The organism is Nonomuraea rubra, assembly GCF_014207985.1.
In the GTDB taxonomy this organism is placed as follows: domain Bacteria; phylum Actinomycetota; class Actinomycetes; order Streptosporangiales; family Streptosporangiaceae; genus Nonomuraea; species Nonomuraea rubra.
In genome coordinates this window covers 9914131-9928930 of the sequence record NZ_JACHMI010000001.1, presented here as the reverse complement: position 1 = coordinate 9928930, position 14800 = coordinate 9914131, and the positions used below count along the sequence as shown (strand labels likewise).

Genomic DNA, 14800 nt, shown 5'->3' with positions numbered 1-14800 from the left:
ATGTCGCCGTTTCTGGCGAAAATTCGGGAGAAGATCGGCGGCGATCTGATCATGCTGCCGTCCGTGTCGGGGTTCGTGTTCGACGACGAGGGCCGGCTGCTGCTGGCCCGGCACGGCGACGTGGGGCTGTGGGCGGCCCCCGGCGGCGGCGTGGACCCTGACGAGCGGCCCGAGGACGCCGTGGTCAGGGAGCTGCAGGAGGAGCTCGGCATCGACATCGAGGTGCGCGGCCTGATCGGCGTCTACGGCGGGCCCGAGTTCCGCACCCGCTACCCGAACGGGCACGAGGTCGGTTACGTCATCGCCGCCTACGGCTGCGCCCTCGCCCCCGGCTCGGGCCTGCCCAGGCCCGACGGGGTGGAGATCAGCGACTTCCGCTGGGTGCCGGAGGCGGACCTGCCCGAGCTGGACACGACACCCTGGACACCCGGCGTGGCGCCCCTGGCGTTCGCGTGGTGGCGTGAACACGCTCGATGATGGGACACAATGCACATGTGACTTCGCCAGACAACCATCGCGCCGGATTCGCCTGTTTCGTGGGGAGGCCGAACGTCGGCAAGTCCACGCTGATGAACGCCCTGGTCGGTACGAAAGTGGCGATCACCTCGTCCAAGCCGCAGACGACCAGGCGCGTCATCAGAGGCATCGTGCACCGCCCCGACGCCCAGCTCATCATCGTCGACACTCCCGGCCTGCACCGCCCGCGTACGCTGCTGGGCGAGCGGCTCGACAGCCTCGTGCTGTCCACGCTGACCGAGGTCGACGCGATCGGCTTCTGCGTGCCGGCCAACGAGCCCATCGGCAAGGGCGACCGGTTCATCGCCGACAAGCTGGCGGCGGTGAGGAAGACGCCCGTCATCGCCGTGGTGACCAAGTGCGACCTGGCGAGCAAGGAGCAGGTCGCCGAGCAGTTGCTGGCGGTGTCGCAGGTGGCGGAGTTCGCCGCGATCGTGCCGGTGTCGGCGCAGTCGGGCGACCAGCTCGACGTGCTCGCCGACGTGCTGATCGAGCACCTGCCCGAGTCGCCGCCGCTCTACGAGGGCGGCCAGCTCACCGACGAGCCGGAGCAGGTGCTGGTGGGCGAGCTGATCAGGGAGGCGGCGCTGGAGGGCGTACGCGACGAGCTGCCCCACTCCATCGCCGTGGTCGTGGACGAGATGCTGCCCCGCGAGGGGCGCGACGACCTGCTCGACATCTACGCCCACATGTTCGTGGAGCGGCCGTCGCAGAAGGCGATCGTCATCGGGCACAAGGGGGAGCGGCTGCGCGAGGTGGGCACCAAGGCCCGCAAGCAGATCGAGGCGCTGATGGGCACCCGGGTCTACCTCGACCTGCGGATCAGCGTGGCCAAGGACTGGCAGCGCGATCCCAAACAACTGCGTCGGCTCGGGTTCTACGACTGAGCACGCCCTCTTTTTGAGATCATCGACACCGACCGGCGAAGACCCCCCACGCGGAAGCGGTGCCATGGCCAACCCCCTACGCGACGGCGACCCCACCCACCTCGGCCCCTACCGGCTGCACGCCCGGCTGGGCGAGGGCGGCATGGGGCAGGTGTTCCTGGCCCGCTCCCCCGGCGGGCGCCTGGTCGCGGTGAAGGTGGTGCGGCCCCAGCTCGCCGACGACACGCAGTTCCGGCGCCGCTTCGCCGCCGAGGTGGACGCGGCGCGCAAGGTCGGCGGGTTCTACACCGCGCAGGTCGTGGACGCCGACACCGACGCCGACCCGCCGTGGCTGGCCAGCGCCTACATCCCCGGCCCCTCCCTGTACCAGGCCGTCCACGACCACGGGCCGCTCCCGCCGGAGTCGGTCGCGGTGCTGGGAGCCGGGCTGGCCGAAGGGCTGGCCGCCGTGCACGCCTGCGAGGTGGTGCACCGCGACCTCAAACCCGCCAACGTCATCCTCGCCGAGGACGGCCCCCGCCTGATCGACTTCGGCATCGCCCGCGCCCTGGACGCCACCAGCCACACCCAGACCTCCGCCGTGCTCGGCACCGCCGCGTACATGTCGCCGGAACAGGCCGCGGGGCAGCGGGTCGGCCCGGCCTCGGACGTGTTCTCGCTCGGCTGCGTGCTGGCCTTCGCCGCGACCGGCCGCAGCCCCTTCGGCGAGGGGCCCGTCCACGCGGTCGTCTTCCGCGTCGTGCACGCTGAGCCCGACCTGAACGGGCTGCCCGCCCCGCTGGCCGGCCTGGTGGCGGCCTGCCTGGCCAAGGACCCCGCCGCGCGGCCCGGCCTGGAGCAGGTGCTGGCCCACCTCACCGGGCTCGCCTCGCCCGGCGGAGTCCCCGGCCAGGGGTCGTGGCTGCCCGAGGCGCTCACCCACGTCATCGCCCAGCGCCGCACCCTGGCACTGACCGCCCTCGAACAATCGCCGGGGGGCCCGGACGGCGGCGGCCTCCGAACGACGCCGCCGGCACCGCTCGGCGGTGACCCGCGCACGACGGCGCCGTCACAGCCCGGCGGTCCGCGAAGCGCGGAGCCGTCACGGCCCGGGGCAGCGCAGCCCCTGCTGGCCGACGAGCGCCGGCGCATGCGCGGCGCCGGCCCGCTGCACCCGGCCGCCGCCTACCAGATCGCCGTCTACGTGATGCTCGCCCTCTTCGGGCTGATCTCCATGGGTGTCGTGGTCCACCAGCTCGCAGCCTTCGACGACGTGGGGCAGATGCGACCGAGCGATACGTACTGGGACATCGACGACTCCAACGAGGAGAGCAGCCTCATCATGCTGGTGGCCCAGATCGTCTCCGGCGTGGGGCTGGTGCTGTGCTGGCTGCTCTGGTTCCACCGCGTGCGGGCCGTCGCCGAACGGCTCGCGCCCGGCCGGCTGCGCTATCGCCCCTCCATGGCGGTGTACGGCTGGTTCATCCCGATCGCGAACTTCTGGCTGCCCAAGCAGATCGCCGACGACGTCTGGCACGCCTCCAGCCCACCCGGTCGCGGCGGCGCGATGGCGCCGGCCGGTCTCCTGCACACGTGGTGGGTCCTGTGGCTGGTCACCCTCCTGACCTGGCCCCTCTTCTGGCTCGACTGGACGGAGTTTCTCAGCACGGAGAGCGAGGAGATCGACGGGGAGACGTATCGGGCGTACGAGTACACGACAGAGATCTGGGGCATCCTGGCCGTGCACGTCCTGGCCGTACCGGTGGTGATCGTCACCGCCTGGTACGTGCGGCGGCTGAGCGCCATGCAGGCGGCCAAGCTCGGCTGATCGCCGTCACGACCCGCGGAACAGGGTCAGGACCGACAGCACGACGAGCACCAGCGCGCAGCCCAGCGCGGCGAACCAGCCGAACCTGATCACCGGCTCGATCGACAGCAGGCCGCCGAGGTCGAAAGAGATCCGGTCGCGCAGGTTGCCACCACCGGCGATCACGAACCTCACCAGCACCACCAGGGCCACGCCGCCCGGGACGGCGGCCAGGGCGGCGAGCCTGGGGTGGGACGACAGCAGACCCGCCAGCCCGCACCCCAGCGCGACCAGCCCGGCCACCAGCGTGTAGACGCCGAGGGGGTCGTCGATGCCGCGGATGTCGCTGACCACCCCGCCGGCGATGAGGCTGCTCGTCGCCTGGACCGCGGCCCACGGCAGCACGGCGCAGAACACGAGCAGGGCGCCGGCGGCGGCCACGGCCAGCGGGTAACCGCGGCGCACTCTCCGGCCGGCGGGCGTGGGCTTGAGGTCGTCGGCCACACGATCACTGTATGCCGGGGACGGGAGACTCACCACCGTACGCAACGGAGTCGTCACCAAGGCGGGGAGCGGCCATGGCGGTGCGCTCACCCCATTCCAGGCGGGCGCGGAGCTGGACGGCGTCGGCGGCCAGCGCCGACACCAGCGTGCCGGGGGCGGCCAGCGGGAGCACCGCGACCCCCTCGGCCACCGCCGCCTCCTTCGCCGCCGCCGTCAGGAACGTGGTGCCGGCGCAGCGGGCCGGGCCGTACACGGCGGGGGAGGTGTCCAGCTCCGGGTCGCCCACGGTGAACTCCTGCCTGAGCAGCGGCAGGCCGTCGCGGGTGGCGTCGAAGCGGGCGTGGCAGCGGCCCGGGGCCTCGCCGTGGCGGCCGAAGACGAGCTCCTCGCGCCAGAGCACGTTCGCGTCCGCCTCCAGCGCGAGGCGTACCAGGAGGCGGTGGTCGCAGCCGGCGGCCAGCACCGTCGGCTCCGGCGCGAAACGCAGCGTGGCGCCCGCGCCGACGCGCGCGGTGACCAGCAACTCGGACACGCCCTCGCCGGGCAGGACCAGCGTGGCCGCCACCGAGCCCAGCTCCAGCGTGGTGCGCGGGGCGACGTCCAGGTCGAGGGCCAGGCGGTCGCCGCCGAGCGGGCCCGCGGCGGTGGAGACGAGATGGACGGTGTGCGGGCCCGTCTGCCGCAGCGTCAGCGGCGGCGCCGAGGCCAGGCGGCTGACCACGGTACGGCCGTCCGCGGCGAGGCTGGTCGCGACGGCGGCGCAGGCCCGCATGGCCCGGCGGCCGTCCGCGCGGGCGGGCATTACGAGACGGGGGTCGCGTGGGTGTGGGACCAGGTGTGCACCTGCTCGGAGACCCAGGTCGCGACCGTGGCGGCGGTGGGCTCATGGCGGATCGAGGTGAACAGGACCGGGCGCTCGCCGCGTACGGCCGCCGCGTCGCGCGCCATCACGTCGAGGTCGGCGCCGACCATCGGGGCCAGGTCGGTCTTGTTGATCACCAGCAGGTCCGCCGTCGTGACGCCGGGGCCGCCCTTGCGCGGCACCTTGTCGCCGCCCGACACGTCCAGCACGAAGATCTGCCGGTCCGCCAGCCCCCGGCTGAACGTGGCCGTCAGGTTGTCGCCGCCGCTCTCCACGATCACCAGGTCCAGCGGGCCGAACCGGTACTCCAGGGTCTCCACGGCGTCGAGGTTCGCGGCGATGTCGTCGCGGATGGCGGTGTGGGGGCAGCAGCCGGTCTCGACGGCCAGGATGCGCTCCTGGTCCAGCACGCCGGCGCGGCGCAGGAAGTCGGCGTCCTCGGTGGTGTAGATGTCGTTCGTCACCACGCCCAGGGACAGCGACGGGCCCAGCGTGCGGCACAGGGCGGCCACCAGGGCCGTCTTGCCGCTGCCCACCGGGCCGCCGACGCCGAGGCGCAGCGCCCGGCCGCGGCCGTCGGGGGCGTGGTGGTGGTCGTCGTGAACGGCTCCCATGTCGGGGTCCTTCCTTCGTTCATGAGATGAACAGCCGGACCTCGGCTCGCGCGTGCTGCTCGGCCAGGAGGTCCAGGGCTGGTGACGAGAAGGCGGGCAGTGCCTCCCAGCCAGGGGAGGCGCCGGCCCGGCAGGCTTGGGCGGTGAGGGCGGGGGTGAGGGTGGCGAGCAGGGCGTGCACGGCCACCGGGTCCAGGCCCAGGAGCCTGACCGCCGCCGTGGCCGGGCCCGTGATCGCGTGGTAGGCCGCTGCCAGGGCCGCCTCCTCGGGGGTGGCGCCGGCTGCGTGGGCGGCTGCGCCCAGGGCCATGGGGTGGTGCGGGTTCGGGGTGATGGTGGCCAGGTCGTCCAGGACGGAGGACGGCCAGACGCGGCGGGCGACCCGGAGGAGGAGGCGTCCCTGGGTGCGGGAGGCGTCGCGCTGGGCCGGGGAGGCGGTCCTTGCGTCCACCTCGGCGTCCAGCACCAGCCAGCGGTGTGGCTCCGGCTCGTCCTCAGCGGCGGAGGGGGTGGCGAGGCGGGCCGCCTCCGCGCAGGCCGCGGCGGTGAGGGCCGCTGACTGGGCGCCGGCGGTGTGGAGGCGGCCGTGGAGGAAGGAGGACAGGGAGGGGACGTCGTGGACCGCACCCGACGCGACGGCGCGTTCGATGCCGCCCGAGTGGGCGTGGCCGCCGGCCGGGAGGCGGGAGTCGGTGAGGAGCAGCAGGGAGGGGTGCATCAGAAGAGGAAGTAACGCTGGGCGAGGGGGAGGGTGGTGGCGGGGGCGGGCTCGACGAGGTCGCCGTCGATGCGGACCTCGAACGTGTCCGGCGCCACCTCGATCCGCGGCAGCGCGTCGTTGAGGGGCATCGACGACTTGCCCCGGCGCCGTACGTCGGCCACGGGCGCGAGCCGGCGGCGTACGGACAGCCGGTCGGCGAGCCCGGAGTCCAGGGCGAGCGGCGAGACGAAGTGCAGCGAGGTGGCCGCGGCGGTGACCGGTGAGGCGCCGAACATGGGGCGGGGCAGCACCGGCTGCGGGGTCGGGATGGAGGCGTTGGCGTCGCCCATCTGCGCCCAGGCGACCACGCCGCCCTTGAGCACGAGGTCGGGCTTGACGCCGAAGAAGGCCGGGTCCCACAGGACGAGGTCGGCGAGCTTGCCGCGCTCGACCGAGCCGAGCTCGGCGTCCAGGCCGTGCGCGATGGCGGGACAGATGGTGTATTTCGCGATGTAGCGGCGGGCGCGGAGGTTGTCGGCGGGGCCGGGGCCCAGCTCGCCGCGGCGGGCCTTCATGACGTGCGCCGTCTGCCACGTACGGATGATCGTCTCCCCGATCCGCCCCATGGCCTGCGAGTCCGAGCCGATCATCGAGATCGCGCCCAGGTCGTGCAGCACGTCCTCGGCCGCCATGGTCGTCGGCCGGATGCGCGACTCGGCGAAGGCCAGGTCCTCGGGGATCGACGGGTTGAGGTGGTGGCAGACCATCAGCATGTCGAGGTGCTCGTCGAGCGTGTTGACGGTGTGCGGCCTGGTCGGGTTGGTGGAGGAGGGCAGGATGTTGGGGTAGGAGGCCACGCGGATGATGTCGGGCGCGTGCCCGCCGCCCGCCCCCTCCGTGTGGTACGCGTGGATCGTCCGGTCGCCGATCGCCTTGAGCGTCGACTCGACGAAGCCGGCCTCGTTCAGCGTGTCGGTGTGGATCGTGACCTGCACGCCGGCGGCGTCGGCCACGCTGAGGCAGGCGTCGATCGCGGCCGGGGTGGTGCCCCAGTCCTCGTGCAGCTTGAAGCCGGAGGCCCCGGCGCGCAGCTGCTCCATGAGCCCGTCGGTGCTGACCGTGTTGCCCTTGCCGAGCAGGGCGAAGTTCAGCGGGTACGCGTCGAGCGACTCCAGCATCCTGCCGAGGTACCAGGTGCCGGTGACGGTGGTGGCCTTGGTGCCCTCGACGGGCCCGGTGCCGCCCCCGACCACCGTGGTGACACCGGACCCGATGGCCTCGTCGAGGAGCTGCGGGCAGATCAGGTGGACGTGCGAGTCGACGGCCCCGGCGGTGAGGATCTTGCCGTTGCCGGAGAGCACCTCGGTGGACGGGCCGATGACGATGTCCACGCCGTCCATCGTGTCGGGGTTGCCCGCCTTGCCGATGACCGAGATGCGGCCGTCGCGGACGCCGACGTCGGCCTTGACCACGCCCCAGTGGTCGAGGATCACGGCGCCGGTGATGACCAGGTCGGCGGCCCCTTCCGCGCGGGTGGTCCTGGCCTGGCCCATGGACTCGCGGATGACCTTGCCGCCGCCGAAGACGGCCTCGTCGCCGGGGCCCGCCGGGCCCATGGACCGGTCCTCGGTGACCTCGATGAACAGGTCGGTGTCGGCCAGGCGGATCCGGTCGCCGGTCGTGGGGCCGTACAGGGCGGCATATCGGGCGCGCGAGATGTCAGCCATCGAGCGGACCCGCCCACTCCGGCCGCAGGCCGGGCACCACGCGCAGGCCGGCCAGCGGCACCAGCGTCACGTCACGCTCGACCCCCGGCTCGAACCTGATCGCGGTCCCCGCGGGCACGTCCAGCCGCATCCCCCAGGCGGCCTTCCTGTCGAAGTCCAGCCCCGGATTGGCGGCGGCGAAGTGGTAGTGCGAGCCCACCTGCACCGGCCGGTCGGCCGTGTTGACCACGCGCACGGTGACCCGCTCGCGCCCGGGGTTGAGCGTGATCGTGCCCTCGGGGTGCGCGTACTCGCCGGGGATCACGGGATGGGCCTGTGGACGGTGACCAGCTTCGTGCCGTCGGGGAACGTGGCCTCGATCTGCACGCTCTCCAGCATCTCCGGCACGCCCTCCATGACGTCGGCCCGGCCGAGCACCGACCGCCCCGCCTCCATCAGGTCGGAGACGGTGCGCCCGTCCCTGGCCCCCTCCATGAGGAACGAGGCGATGATGGCGGTAGCCTCTGGGTGGTTGAGTCGCAGGCCCCTGGCCTGCCGCTCGCGCGCCACACCGGCGGCGACGTGGATGAGCAGCCGCTCCTGCTCGTGTGAGGTAAGCCGCATGGCCGGACCCTAGGAACCGGCCGTTTCCACGCTGTTGCGGGCGGATGTCGTGTTGGTTTCGCGCCGCGCGGATGAATTTCCCGTGTCTCTGTGAACGTCCGGCAATCGCCAATTAACAAACGGGATCTTCAAGTGAAATGTCCCGGAGTCACCTTTCTCGCAGAACCGGTCGGCAGGAAGGAACTCCTGTGCGCATCTCCCGCCCGATGGTGTCCGCGATACTCGTCCTGGCCCTGGCGGCCTGCGGATCCGACGCCGAACCCGCCGCCTCCTCCAACGAGATCAAGGTCGGCCTCCTGCACTCGCTCAGCGGCACGATGGCGATCAGCGAGGTCACCGTGCGCGACGCCGAACTGCTCGCCATCGACGAGATCAACAAGGCCGGGGGCGTGCTCGGCAAGAAACTCGTGCCGGTCGTGGAGGACGGCGCCTCCGACTGGCCCACGTTCGCCGAGAAGGCCACGAAGCTGATCAGGCAGGACAAGGTCGCCACCGTCTTCGGCGGCTGGACCTCGGCCAGCAGGAAGGCGATGCTGCCGGTCTTCGAACGCTACAAGGCGCTGCTGTGGTACCCGGTGCAGTACGAGGGGCTGGAGAGCTCGCCGTACATCTTCTACACCGGCGCGACCACCAACCAGCAGATCATCCCCGGCCTCGACTACCTCAAGGAGCAGGGCAAGAAGCGGCTGTTCCTGGTGGGCAGCGACTACGTCTTCCCGCGGACCGCGAACAAGATCATCAAGGCGTACGCGGCGGCGAACGGCATGGAGATCCTCGGCGAGGAGTACACCCCGCTCGGCCACACCGAGTACTCCACGCTGGTCAACAAGGTCGTGCAGGCCAAGCCCGACGCGGTCTTCAACACGCTCAACGGGGACTCCAACGTGGCGTTCTTCAAGCAGCTCAAGAGCGCCGGAGCGACGGCCGAGGCCATGCCGGTGCTGTCGGTGAGCGTCGCCGAGGAGGAGGTCACCGGCATCGGCGTGGACAACATCGCCGGTCACCCGGTCGCCTGGAACTACTACCAGACCACCGAGACGCCGGCCAACGAGGCGTTCGTGAAGGCGTACAAGGCCAAGTACGGCGCGACCAAGGTCACCTCCGACCCCATGGAGGCCGGCTACAACGCCGTCTACCTGTGGGCCGAGGCCGTCAAGAAGGCAGGCACGACCGAGGTCGAGGCGGTCAAGAAGGCCGCGCCCGGCATCGCGCTCGAACGCCCCGAGGGCCTGGTCACCATCGACGGCGAGAACCAGCACCTGTACAAGACCGCCCGCATCGGCATCATCCAGCCGGACGGCCTGATCAAGCAGGTGTGGGACTCGGGACAGCCGATCAAGCCGGACCCGTACCTCAAGGGGTACCCGTGGGCGGCCGGCCTGGCGGCGGGGCAGTGATGTCGGCCTTCGTCAACCAGCTCCCCATCGGCCTGTCGATCGGGGCGGTGCTGCTGCTGATCGCGCTCGGGCTGACGTTCACGTTCGGGCAGATGGGCGTGATCAACATGGCGCACGGCGAGTTCATCATGGCCGGGGCCTACACGGCGTTCCTGCTGCAGGACCTGGTGCTGGCGCTGCCGGTGGCGTTCCTGGTGGCCGGGGTGATGGGGCTGATCCTGGAGCGGGGCGCGATCCGGCACTTCTACGGCCGGCCGCTGGACACGCTGCTGCTCACCTGGGGCGTCAGCCTGGTGCTGCAGCAGCTGGCCCGCGACCTGTTCGGGGCGCCCAACGTGCAGGTGCCCGCGCCGTCCTGGCTGGCGGGCGGGGTGGGCATCCTGCCCTACAACCGGCTGTTCATCATGGGGCTCGCGGTGGCGGGCGTGGTCGCGGTCTGGGTGTACCTCACGCGGACCGGGCTGGGGCGCCGGACGCAGGCCGTGGTGCAGAACCGGCAGCTCGCCGCCACCAGCGGGATCGACACCGGCCGGGTGGACATGCTGACGTTCTTCATCGGCTCCGGGCTGGCGGGCGTGGCCGGGGTGGCGCTGACGCTCATCGGGCCCGTCGGGCCGGCGCTCGGCACGTACTACATCGTGGACGCCTTCCTCGTCGTCGTGGCCGGCGGGCTCGGGCAGCTGCGCGGCGCGGTGCTCGCCGCGATCGGGCTGGGGCTGCTCAACTCCTACGCGGAGTTCTGGTCGGACGCCTCGCTGGCCAAGGTGATCGTCTTCGCCGTCGTCATCGCGTTCCTGCAGATCCGGCCGCAGGGGCTGTTCGTGCTGAGGTCGAGGGTGCTGACGTGATCAAACGGAACCTGCCCTTCGCGGCCGTGGCGGTGATCGCGCTGGTCGCGGCGCCGCTGCTGCTGGAGCCGTTCCGGCTGGGGCTGCTGGCCAAGTACCTCTGCTACGCGATCGTCGCGCTCGGGATCGGGCTGGCCTGGGGGAAGGGCGGCATGCTCACCCTCGGGCAGGGCGTCTTCTTCGGGCTCGGCGGCTACTCCATGGCGATGTACCTCAAGCTGCAGGAGGCCGGGCCCGGCGGGCTGCCGGACTTCATGGTGTGGAGCGGGGTGGAGAGCCTGCCCGCGCTGTGGACGCCGTTCGCCAACCCGGTCTTCGCGGTGGGCATGGCGGTGCTCGGGCCCGCGCTGCTCGCGGTGATCCTGGGCACGCTGGTGTTCCGGCAGCGGGTGCGCGGGGCGTACTTCGCGATCCTCACCCAGGCGCTGGCCGCCGCGATGGTGATCCTGTTGGTCGGGCAGCAGGGGCTGACCGGCGGCACCAACGGCATGACGAACTTCTTCGAGCTGTTCGGCCAGGACCTCGCCGACGACTCCACGCAGCGCGGGCTCTACATCGTCGTGGCGTCCGTGCTCGGAATCCTGTACCTGGCCACCCGCCAGCTCGTCGGCAGCCGGTACGGCCGGCTGCTCGTCGCCGTCCGCGACGGCGAGGACCGGGTGCGCTTCCTCGGCTACGACCCGGCCCTGGTCAAGACCGTCACCTTCGCCGCCTCGGCGGGCATGGCCGGGCTGGCGGGCGCGCTGTTCGTGCCGGTCGTCGGCATCATCTCGCCCGCGCTGCTCGGCGTCGTGCCGTCGCTGGAGCTGGTCGTCGCGGTGGCCGTCGGCGGGCGGCACGCGCTGGCGGGGGCCGTGCTCGGCGCGGTCGTCATGGGGTACGCCAAGACGGCGTTCAGCGAGCAGTTCGCCGACGGCTGGCTCTACCTGCAAGGAGCCCTGTTCATCCTGGTCATGACGCTGGCCCCGAAGGGGATCGTCGGGATCGTGGGGAGGTTGCGCCGTGCTCGAACTGCGTGACGTACAGGTGGTGTTCGACGGCTTCCGCGCGCTCGACGGCGTGGACCTCACCGTGCCCGAGGGCGAGCTGCGCTTCCTCATCGGGCCCAACGGCGCCGGCAAGACCACCCTCATCGACGTGATCACCGGGCTGACCAGGCCGGCCGCGGGCACCGTACGCTTCGGCGGCCTCGACCTGGTCGGCAGGAAGGAGCACCAGATCGTCCGGCTGGGCGTGGGCCGCACGTTCCAGACCTCGGTGGTGTTCGAGGAGCTCACCGTGGTCGAGAACCTCGACCTGGCCGCCAGCTTCCGCAAGCCGCTGTGGTCGCTGGCCAGGCGGCGCAGGGGCGTCTCGGAAGCGGTCGAGGAGGCCCTGGCCAGGACGGGGCTCGAAGAGCTCGCCGAGCGTTCAGCGGGCGTTCTCTCGCACGGCCAGCGCCAGTGGCTGGAGATCGGCATGCTGCTGGCGCAGCGCCCGAGGCTGCTGCTCCTGGACGAGCCGGTGGCGGGCATGTCCAAGGACGAACGCGAGCGTACGGGCGAGCTGCTCACCCAGATCGCCGACGACCACACGGTGATCGTGGTGGAGCACGACATGGAGTTCCTGCGGCGGCACGCCTCGACGGTGACCGTGCTGCACGAGGGCAAGGTGCTCGTGGAGGGGTCGGTCGAGCAGGTCAGCGCCGACCCGCGGGTGCAGGAGGTCTACCTGGGGAGGAGGAAGGCCGAGGATGCTGTCGGTAACCGGCCTTGAGTCAGGGTACGGGCGGGCACGCGTGCTGTTCGGGGTCTCGCTGGAGGTCGGGCCCGGCCGGCTCGTGTGCGTCATGGGACGCAACGGGGTCGGCAAGACCACGCTGCTCAACACCGTCATGGGGGTGCTGCCCGCCACCGCGGGCACGGTCACGTTCGACGGCCGGGACGTCACCCGGCTCAAACCGCACGAGCGTGTACGGCTCGGCATGGGCTACGTCCCCCAGGGCCACCAGTGCTTCCCGCAACTCTCGGTCCTGGGGAACCTGCTGGTGACCGTGGAGGCCGCCAAGCAGCCCGGGGAGGCCATCGACGAGGCCCTCGACCTCTTCCCGGCGCTCAAGCCGCTGCTCAAGCGGAGCGCCGGGCACCTGTCGGGCGGCCAGCAGCAGCAGCTCGCCATGGCGCGTGCCCTGGTGACGCGGCCCAGGATGCTCATCCTCGACGAGCCGACCGAGGGCATCCAGCCGTCGATCATCCTGGAGATCGAGGCGGCCATCGAGCGGCTGCACGCGGCCGGGCTGGCCGTGCTGCTGGTCGAGCAGTACCTGGACATCGCGCTGCGGCTGGCCGACACGTTCGTCATCCTGGACGGCGGTCACGTCGTACGGACCGGGACCGCCGAGGAACTGCACCGGGAGGACGTGCAGCGGCTGCTGGCCGTCTGACGGCGGCGCCTTCAGGCGAGCACGCAGCGGGTGCCGGTGTAGATCGTCGGCATGCACTTGTTGCAGTGGGTGCACAGCGACGGGGTGCCGGGGTCGGTGCGGATGCGGTTGATCAGATCGGGCTCGCGCAGCAGGGCGCGGGCCATGGCGACGAACTCGAAGCCCTCTGCCATGGCCAGGTCCATGGTGGCGCGCCGGGTGATGCCGCCGAGGAGGATGAGCGGCAGCTTCAGCGCGGCGCGGAACCGGCGGGCGGAGTCCAGCAGGTACGCCTCCTCGTAGGGGTAGGCGCGCAGGAACCGGCCGCCGGCGAGCCTGAGCCCCAGGCGCGTCGGCTGCTTGAAGGTGGCGGCGAACTCGGCGATCGGAGCCTCACCGCGGAAGAGGTACATCGGGTTGAGCAGGGAGCTGCCGGCGGTCAGCTCCAGGGCGTCCAGGCTGCCGTCGCGTTCGAGCCACCGGGCGACCTGCAGGCTCTCCTCCAGCCGTAAGCCGCCGGGCACGCCGTCGTCCATGTTGAGCTTGGCCAGGATGGCGATGCGGTCGCCGACGGCGTCGCGGACGGCTCGGGCGACGCCGAGGGCGACCTTGGCGCGGTTGGCCAGCGAGCCGCCGTACTCGTCCTTGCGCTTGTTGAGCCTCGGCGACAGGAACGAGCTGGCGAGGTAGTTGTGGCCGAGGTGGATCTCGACGGCGTCGAAGCCCGCCTCCACGGCCAGCCCGGCGGCGGTGGCGTGGGCGGCGGTGATGCGTTCGAGGTCGGCGGCGGTGGCGCTGCGGGTCAGCTGCATCGCCTGCGGGTTGAACCGGGCGGACGGTGCCAGGGCGGGCAGGCGGTTGGACCTGCCGTTGGCCACCGGCCCGGCGTGACCGAGCTGCGCGGAGGCGGCGGCGCCCTCGGCGTGCACGGCGTCGGTGAGGCGGCGCAGGCCGGGCAGCGCCTCGGGGCGCATCCAGATCTGGCGGCGCTCGGTGCGGCCCTCGGGGGAGACCGCGCAGTAGGCGACGGTCGTCATGGCGACGCCGCCGGCGGCGTGGGCGCGGTGGAAGGCGATGAGGTCGTCGCCGGCCAGGGCGCCCCTGGTCATGCCCTCGAAGGTGGCGGCCTTGAGTATGCGGTTGCGCAGGGTGATGGGGCCGAGCCTGGCCAGGTCGAACACGTCCATGGCAACTCTCCGATCACGACATGCCGTGAGCCCAGGATCGCGCCGATCGTACGATCTCCTCAAGGTGGCCGCTGTGCGCGCCGTGCCAGTAGACCTGGCCGCAGGACGCGCACCGGCCGTAGACGTCGTAGCTGCGCCGCGTGCCCGCCTCCAGATGCGGCTCCACCTCGTCCTTGGTCACGGTCACGAGCACGCCGTTGCACGCGGTGCAGCGCGTCCACGGGCGCAGCGGCGGGGCGAAGCGTTCGAGCAGGTCGCGGAGCTGGTCGGCGGGGGCGGAGCCGCGGACGTACGCGCCGAGCCACAGCGCGCGGCGGCGCAGCAGGCCGCGATCCTGCGTGAGCAGCACCCGCCGCTCCTCGTTGGCCTGCACCACCAGCGCCGGGTCGTCCATGTCGTTGTGGTAGGCGGCGTCGATGCCGAGCAGGCGCAGCCGCCGCGCCAGCGTGCCCAGGTGCACGTCCAGCAGGAACCGCGGCTCCTCGGGGAGCTGCTGGGGGCGGGGGACCGGGTGCACGTCCACCACGTCGCCCGCCGCGAGCTGGTACGAGGGCGGCACGCCCCGGCCGTCGAGCAGCATGGGGCCGACCTCCGTCAGCGGGACGCCGACGGACTCGACGTGGTGGCCCAGGGTGGAGGTGTTGTCGGGGGTCACGTCCTGCCACTCGTGGCGGCGGGTCGCGGGCAGGAATATCCTCAGCTCTGGGGAGATGCGCAGGCGTGCGGTCGTCACACCGTCCATTCTGTTCCACCGGCTAACGTGAATTC

At 72.0% G+C, this 14800-nt stretch carries 17 protein-coding genes; 8 read left to right on the top strand and 9 right to left on the bottom strand.

Going from position 1 to position 14800, the window contains the following annotated elements; genetic code table 11:
• The 3 genes from HD593_RS45195 to HD593_RS45185 all read left to right on the top strand — a co-directional run bounded on the left by HD593_RS45195 (position 1) and on the right by HD593_RS45185 (position 3210).
• Positions 1-477, top strand: coding sequence for an NUDIX domain-containing protein (locus HD593_RS45195; protein WP_185109071.1), 477 nt, complete (start codon positions 1-3; stop codon positions 475-477).
• 17 nt (positions 478-494) lie between these two features.
• Complete coding sequence (gene era / locus HD593_RS45190) at positions 495-1403, top strand: GTPase Era (protein WP_312904185.1); 909 nt, start codon at positions 495-497, stop codon at positions 1401-1403.
• A 64-nt stretch (positions 1404-1467) separates the two neighbouring features.
• Positions 1468-3210 (top strand): protein kinase domain-containing protein, encoded by a 1743-nt coding sequence (locus tag HD593_RS45185; protein ID WP_185109070.1) that lies wholly within the window; start codon positions 1468-1470, stop codon positions 3208-3210.
• 6 nt (positions 3211-3216) lie between these two features.
• Here HD593_RS45185 and HD593_RS45180 read toward each other — a convergent pair whose 3' ends face one another.
• From HD593_RS45180 to HD593_RS45150, 7 genes are read right to left on the bottom strand one after another with little or no spacing between them, the layout of a single operon-like run.
• Positions 3217-3693, bottom strand: coding sequence for a hypothetical protein (locus tag HD593_RS45180; protein WP_185109069.1), 477 nt, complete (start codon positions 3691-3693; stop codon positions 3217-3219).
• A gap of 4 nt (positions 3694-3697) precedes the next feature.
• A complete protein-coding gene (locus HD593_RS45175; RefSeq protein ID WP_185109068.1) occupies positions 3698-4495 on the bottom strand; it encodes an urease accessory protein UreD in 798 nt (265 codons plus the stop codon).
• A complete protein-coding gene (gene ureG, locus HD593_RS45170) occupies positions 4495-5169 on the bottom strand; it encodes an urease accessory protein UreG (protein ID WP_185109067.1) in 675 nt (224 codons plus the stop codon). Before ureG ends, HD593_RS45175 begins: the two co-directional genes overlap by 1 nt.
• Before the next feature lie 19 nt (positions 5170-5188).
• The gene (locus HD593_RS45165; protein ID WP_185109066.1) at positions 5189-5887 is read right to left on the bottom strand and encodes an urease accessory protein UreF; all 699 of its coding nucleotides are present in this window, start codon (positions 5885-5887) and stop codon (positions 5189-5191) included.
• Positions 5887-7596, bottom strand: coding sequence for an urease subunit alpha (locus HD593_RS45160; protein WP_185109065.1), 1710 nt, complete (start codon positions 7594-7596; stop codon positions 5887-5889). The genes HD593_RS45165 and HD593_RS45160 overlap by 1 nt, the downstream gene beginning before the upstream one ends.
• A complete protein-coding gene (locus HD593_RS45155) occupies positions 7589-7900 on the bottom strand; it encodes an urease subunit beta (protein ID WP_185109064.1) in 312 nt (103 codons plus the stop codon). Before HD593_RS45155 ends, HD593_RS45160 begins: the two co-directional genes overlap by 8 nt.
• Positions 7897-8199 (bottom strand): urease subunit gamma, encoded by a 303-nt coding sequence (locus tag HD593_RS45150; protein WP_185109063.1) that lies wholly within the window; start codon positions 8197-8199, stop codon positions 7897-7899. The genes HD593_RS45155 and HD593_RS45150 overlap by 4 nt, the downstream gene beginning before the upstream one ends.
• A 206-nt stretch (positions 8200-8405) precedes the next feature.
• Here HD593_RS45150 and urtA point away from each other — a divergent pair, with 206 nt between their 5' ends.
• Genes urtA through urtE form a run of 5 tightly spaced genes read left to right on the top strand, consistent with a single transcriptional unit; the run spans position 8406 to position 12866 of the window.
• Positions 8406-9596: an urea ABC transporter substrate-binding protein gene (gene urtA, locus HD593_RS45145; RefSeq protein ID WP_185112520.1), complete on the top strand. Its 1191-nt coding sequence runs from the start codon at positions 8406-8408 to the stop codon at positions 9594-9596.
• Positions 9596-10444, top strand: coding sequence for an urea ABC transporter permease subunit UrtB (gene urtB / locus HD593_RS45140; protein ID WP_185109062.1), 849 nt, complete (start codon positions 9596-9598; stop codon positions 10442-10444). The genes urtA and urtB overlap by 1 nt, the downstream gene beginning before the upstream one ends.
• Positions 10441-11463, top strand: coding sequence for an urea ABC transporter permease subunit UrtC (urtC, locus tag HD593_RS45135; protein WP_185109061.1), 1023 nt, complete (start codon positions 10441-10443; stop codon positions 11461-11463). The genes urtB and urtC overlap by 4 nt, the downstream gene beginning before the upstream one ends.
• Positions 11447-12199, top strand: a complete 753-nt coding sequence (urtD, locus tag HD593_RS45130) for an urea ABC transporter ATP-binding protein UrtD (RefSeq protein WP_185109060.1) — start codon at positions 11447-11449, stop codon at positions 12197-12199. The genes urtC and urtD overlap by 17 nt, the downstream gene beginning before the upstream one ends.
• A complete protein-coding gene (gene urtE, locus HD593_RS45125; protein WP_185109059.1) occupies positions 12177-12866 on the top strand; it encodes an urea ABC transporter ATP-binding subunit UrtE in 690 nt (229 codons plus the stop codon). Before urtD ends, urtE begins: the two co-directional genes overlap by 23 nt.
• 11 nt (positions 12867-12877) lie before the next feature.
• Here the strand turns inward: urtE and HD593_RS45120 are convergent, their stop codons facing one another.
• Together HD593_RS45120 and HD593_RS45115 are read right to left on the bottom strand one after the other, a co-directional pair.
• Positions 12878-14032 carry an NADH:flavin oxidoreductase gene (locus HD593_RS45120; RefSeq protein ID WP_185109058.1) on the bottom strand — a complete coding sequence of 385 codons (1155 nt, stop codon included), beginning with the start codon at positions 14030-14032 and terminating at the stop codon, positions 12878-12880.
• 13 nt (positions 14033-14045) lie between these two features.
• Positions 14046-14765, bottom strand: a complete 720-nt coding sequence (locus tag HD593_RS45115; RefSeq protein ID WP_379478775.1) for a Mut7-C RNAse domain-containing protein — start codon at positions 14763-14765, stop codon at positions 14046-14048.
• Between the last annotated feature and the right edge of the window lie 35 nt (positions 14766-14800).

What these genes read in the sequence shown, in the direction of transcription:
- HD593_RS45195 (WP_185109071.1), top strand. Translation starts at nt 1, where the DNA reads ATGTCGCCGTTTCTGGCGAAAATTCGGGAGAAGATCGGCGGCGATCTG.
- HD593_RS45185 (WP_185109070.1), top strand. Translation starts at nt 1,468, where the DNA reads ATGGCCAACCCCCTACGCGACGGCGACCCCACCCACCTCGGCCCCTAC.
- HD593_RS45175 (WP_185109068.1), bottom strand. Translation starts at nt 4,495, where the DNA reads ATGCCCGCCCGCGCGGACGGCCGCCGGGCCATGCGGGCCTGCGCCGCC.
- ureG (WP_185109067.1), bottom strand. Translation starts at nt 5,169, where the DNA reads ATGGGAGCCGTTCACGACGACCACCACCACGCCCCCGACGGCCGCGGC.
- HD593_RS45165 (WP_185109066.1), bottom strand. Translation starts at nt 5,887, where the DNA reads ATGCACCCCTCCCTGCTGCTCCTCACCGACTCCCGCCTCCCGGCCGGC.
- HD593_RS45160 (WP_185109065.1), bottom strand. Translation starts at nt 7,596, where the DNA reads ATGGCTGACATCTCGCGCGCCCGATATGCCGCCCTGTACGGCCCCACG.
- HD593_RS45150 (WP_185109063.1), bottom strand. Translation starts at nt 8,199, where the DNA reads ATGCGGCTTACCTCACACGAGCAGGAGCGGCTGCTCATCCACGTCGCC.
- urtA (WP_185112520.1), top strand. Translation starts at nt 8,406, where the DNA reads ATGGTGTCCGCGATACTCGTCCTGGCCCTGGCGGCCTGCGGATCCGAC.
- urtB (WP_185109062.1), top strand. Translation starts at nt 9,596, where the DNA reads ATGTCGGCCTTCGTCAACCAGCTCCCCATCGGCCTGTCGATCGGGGCG.
- urtE (WP_185109059.1), top strand. Translation starts at nt 12,177, where the DNA reads ATGCTGTCGGTAACCGGCCTTGAGTCAGGGTACGGGCGGGCACGCGTG.
- HD593_RS45120 (WP_185109058.1), bottom strand. Translation starts at nt 14,032, where the DNA reads ATGGACGTGTTCGACCTGGCCAGGCTCGGCCCCATCACCCTGCGCAAC.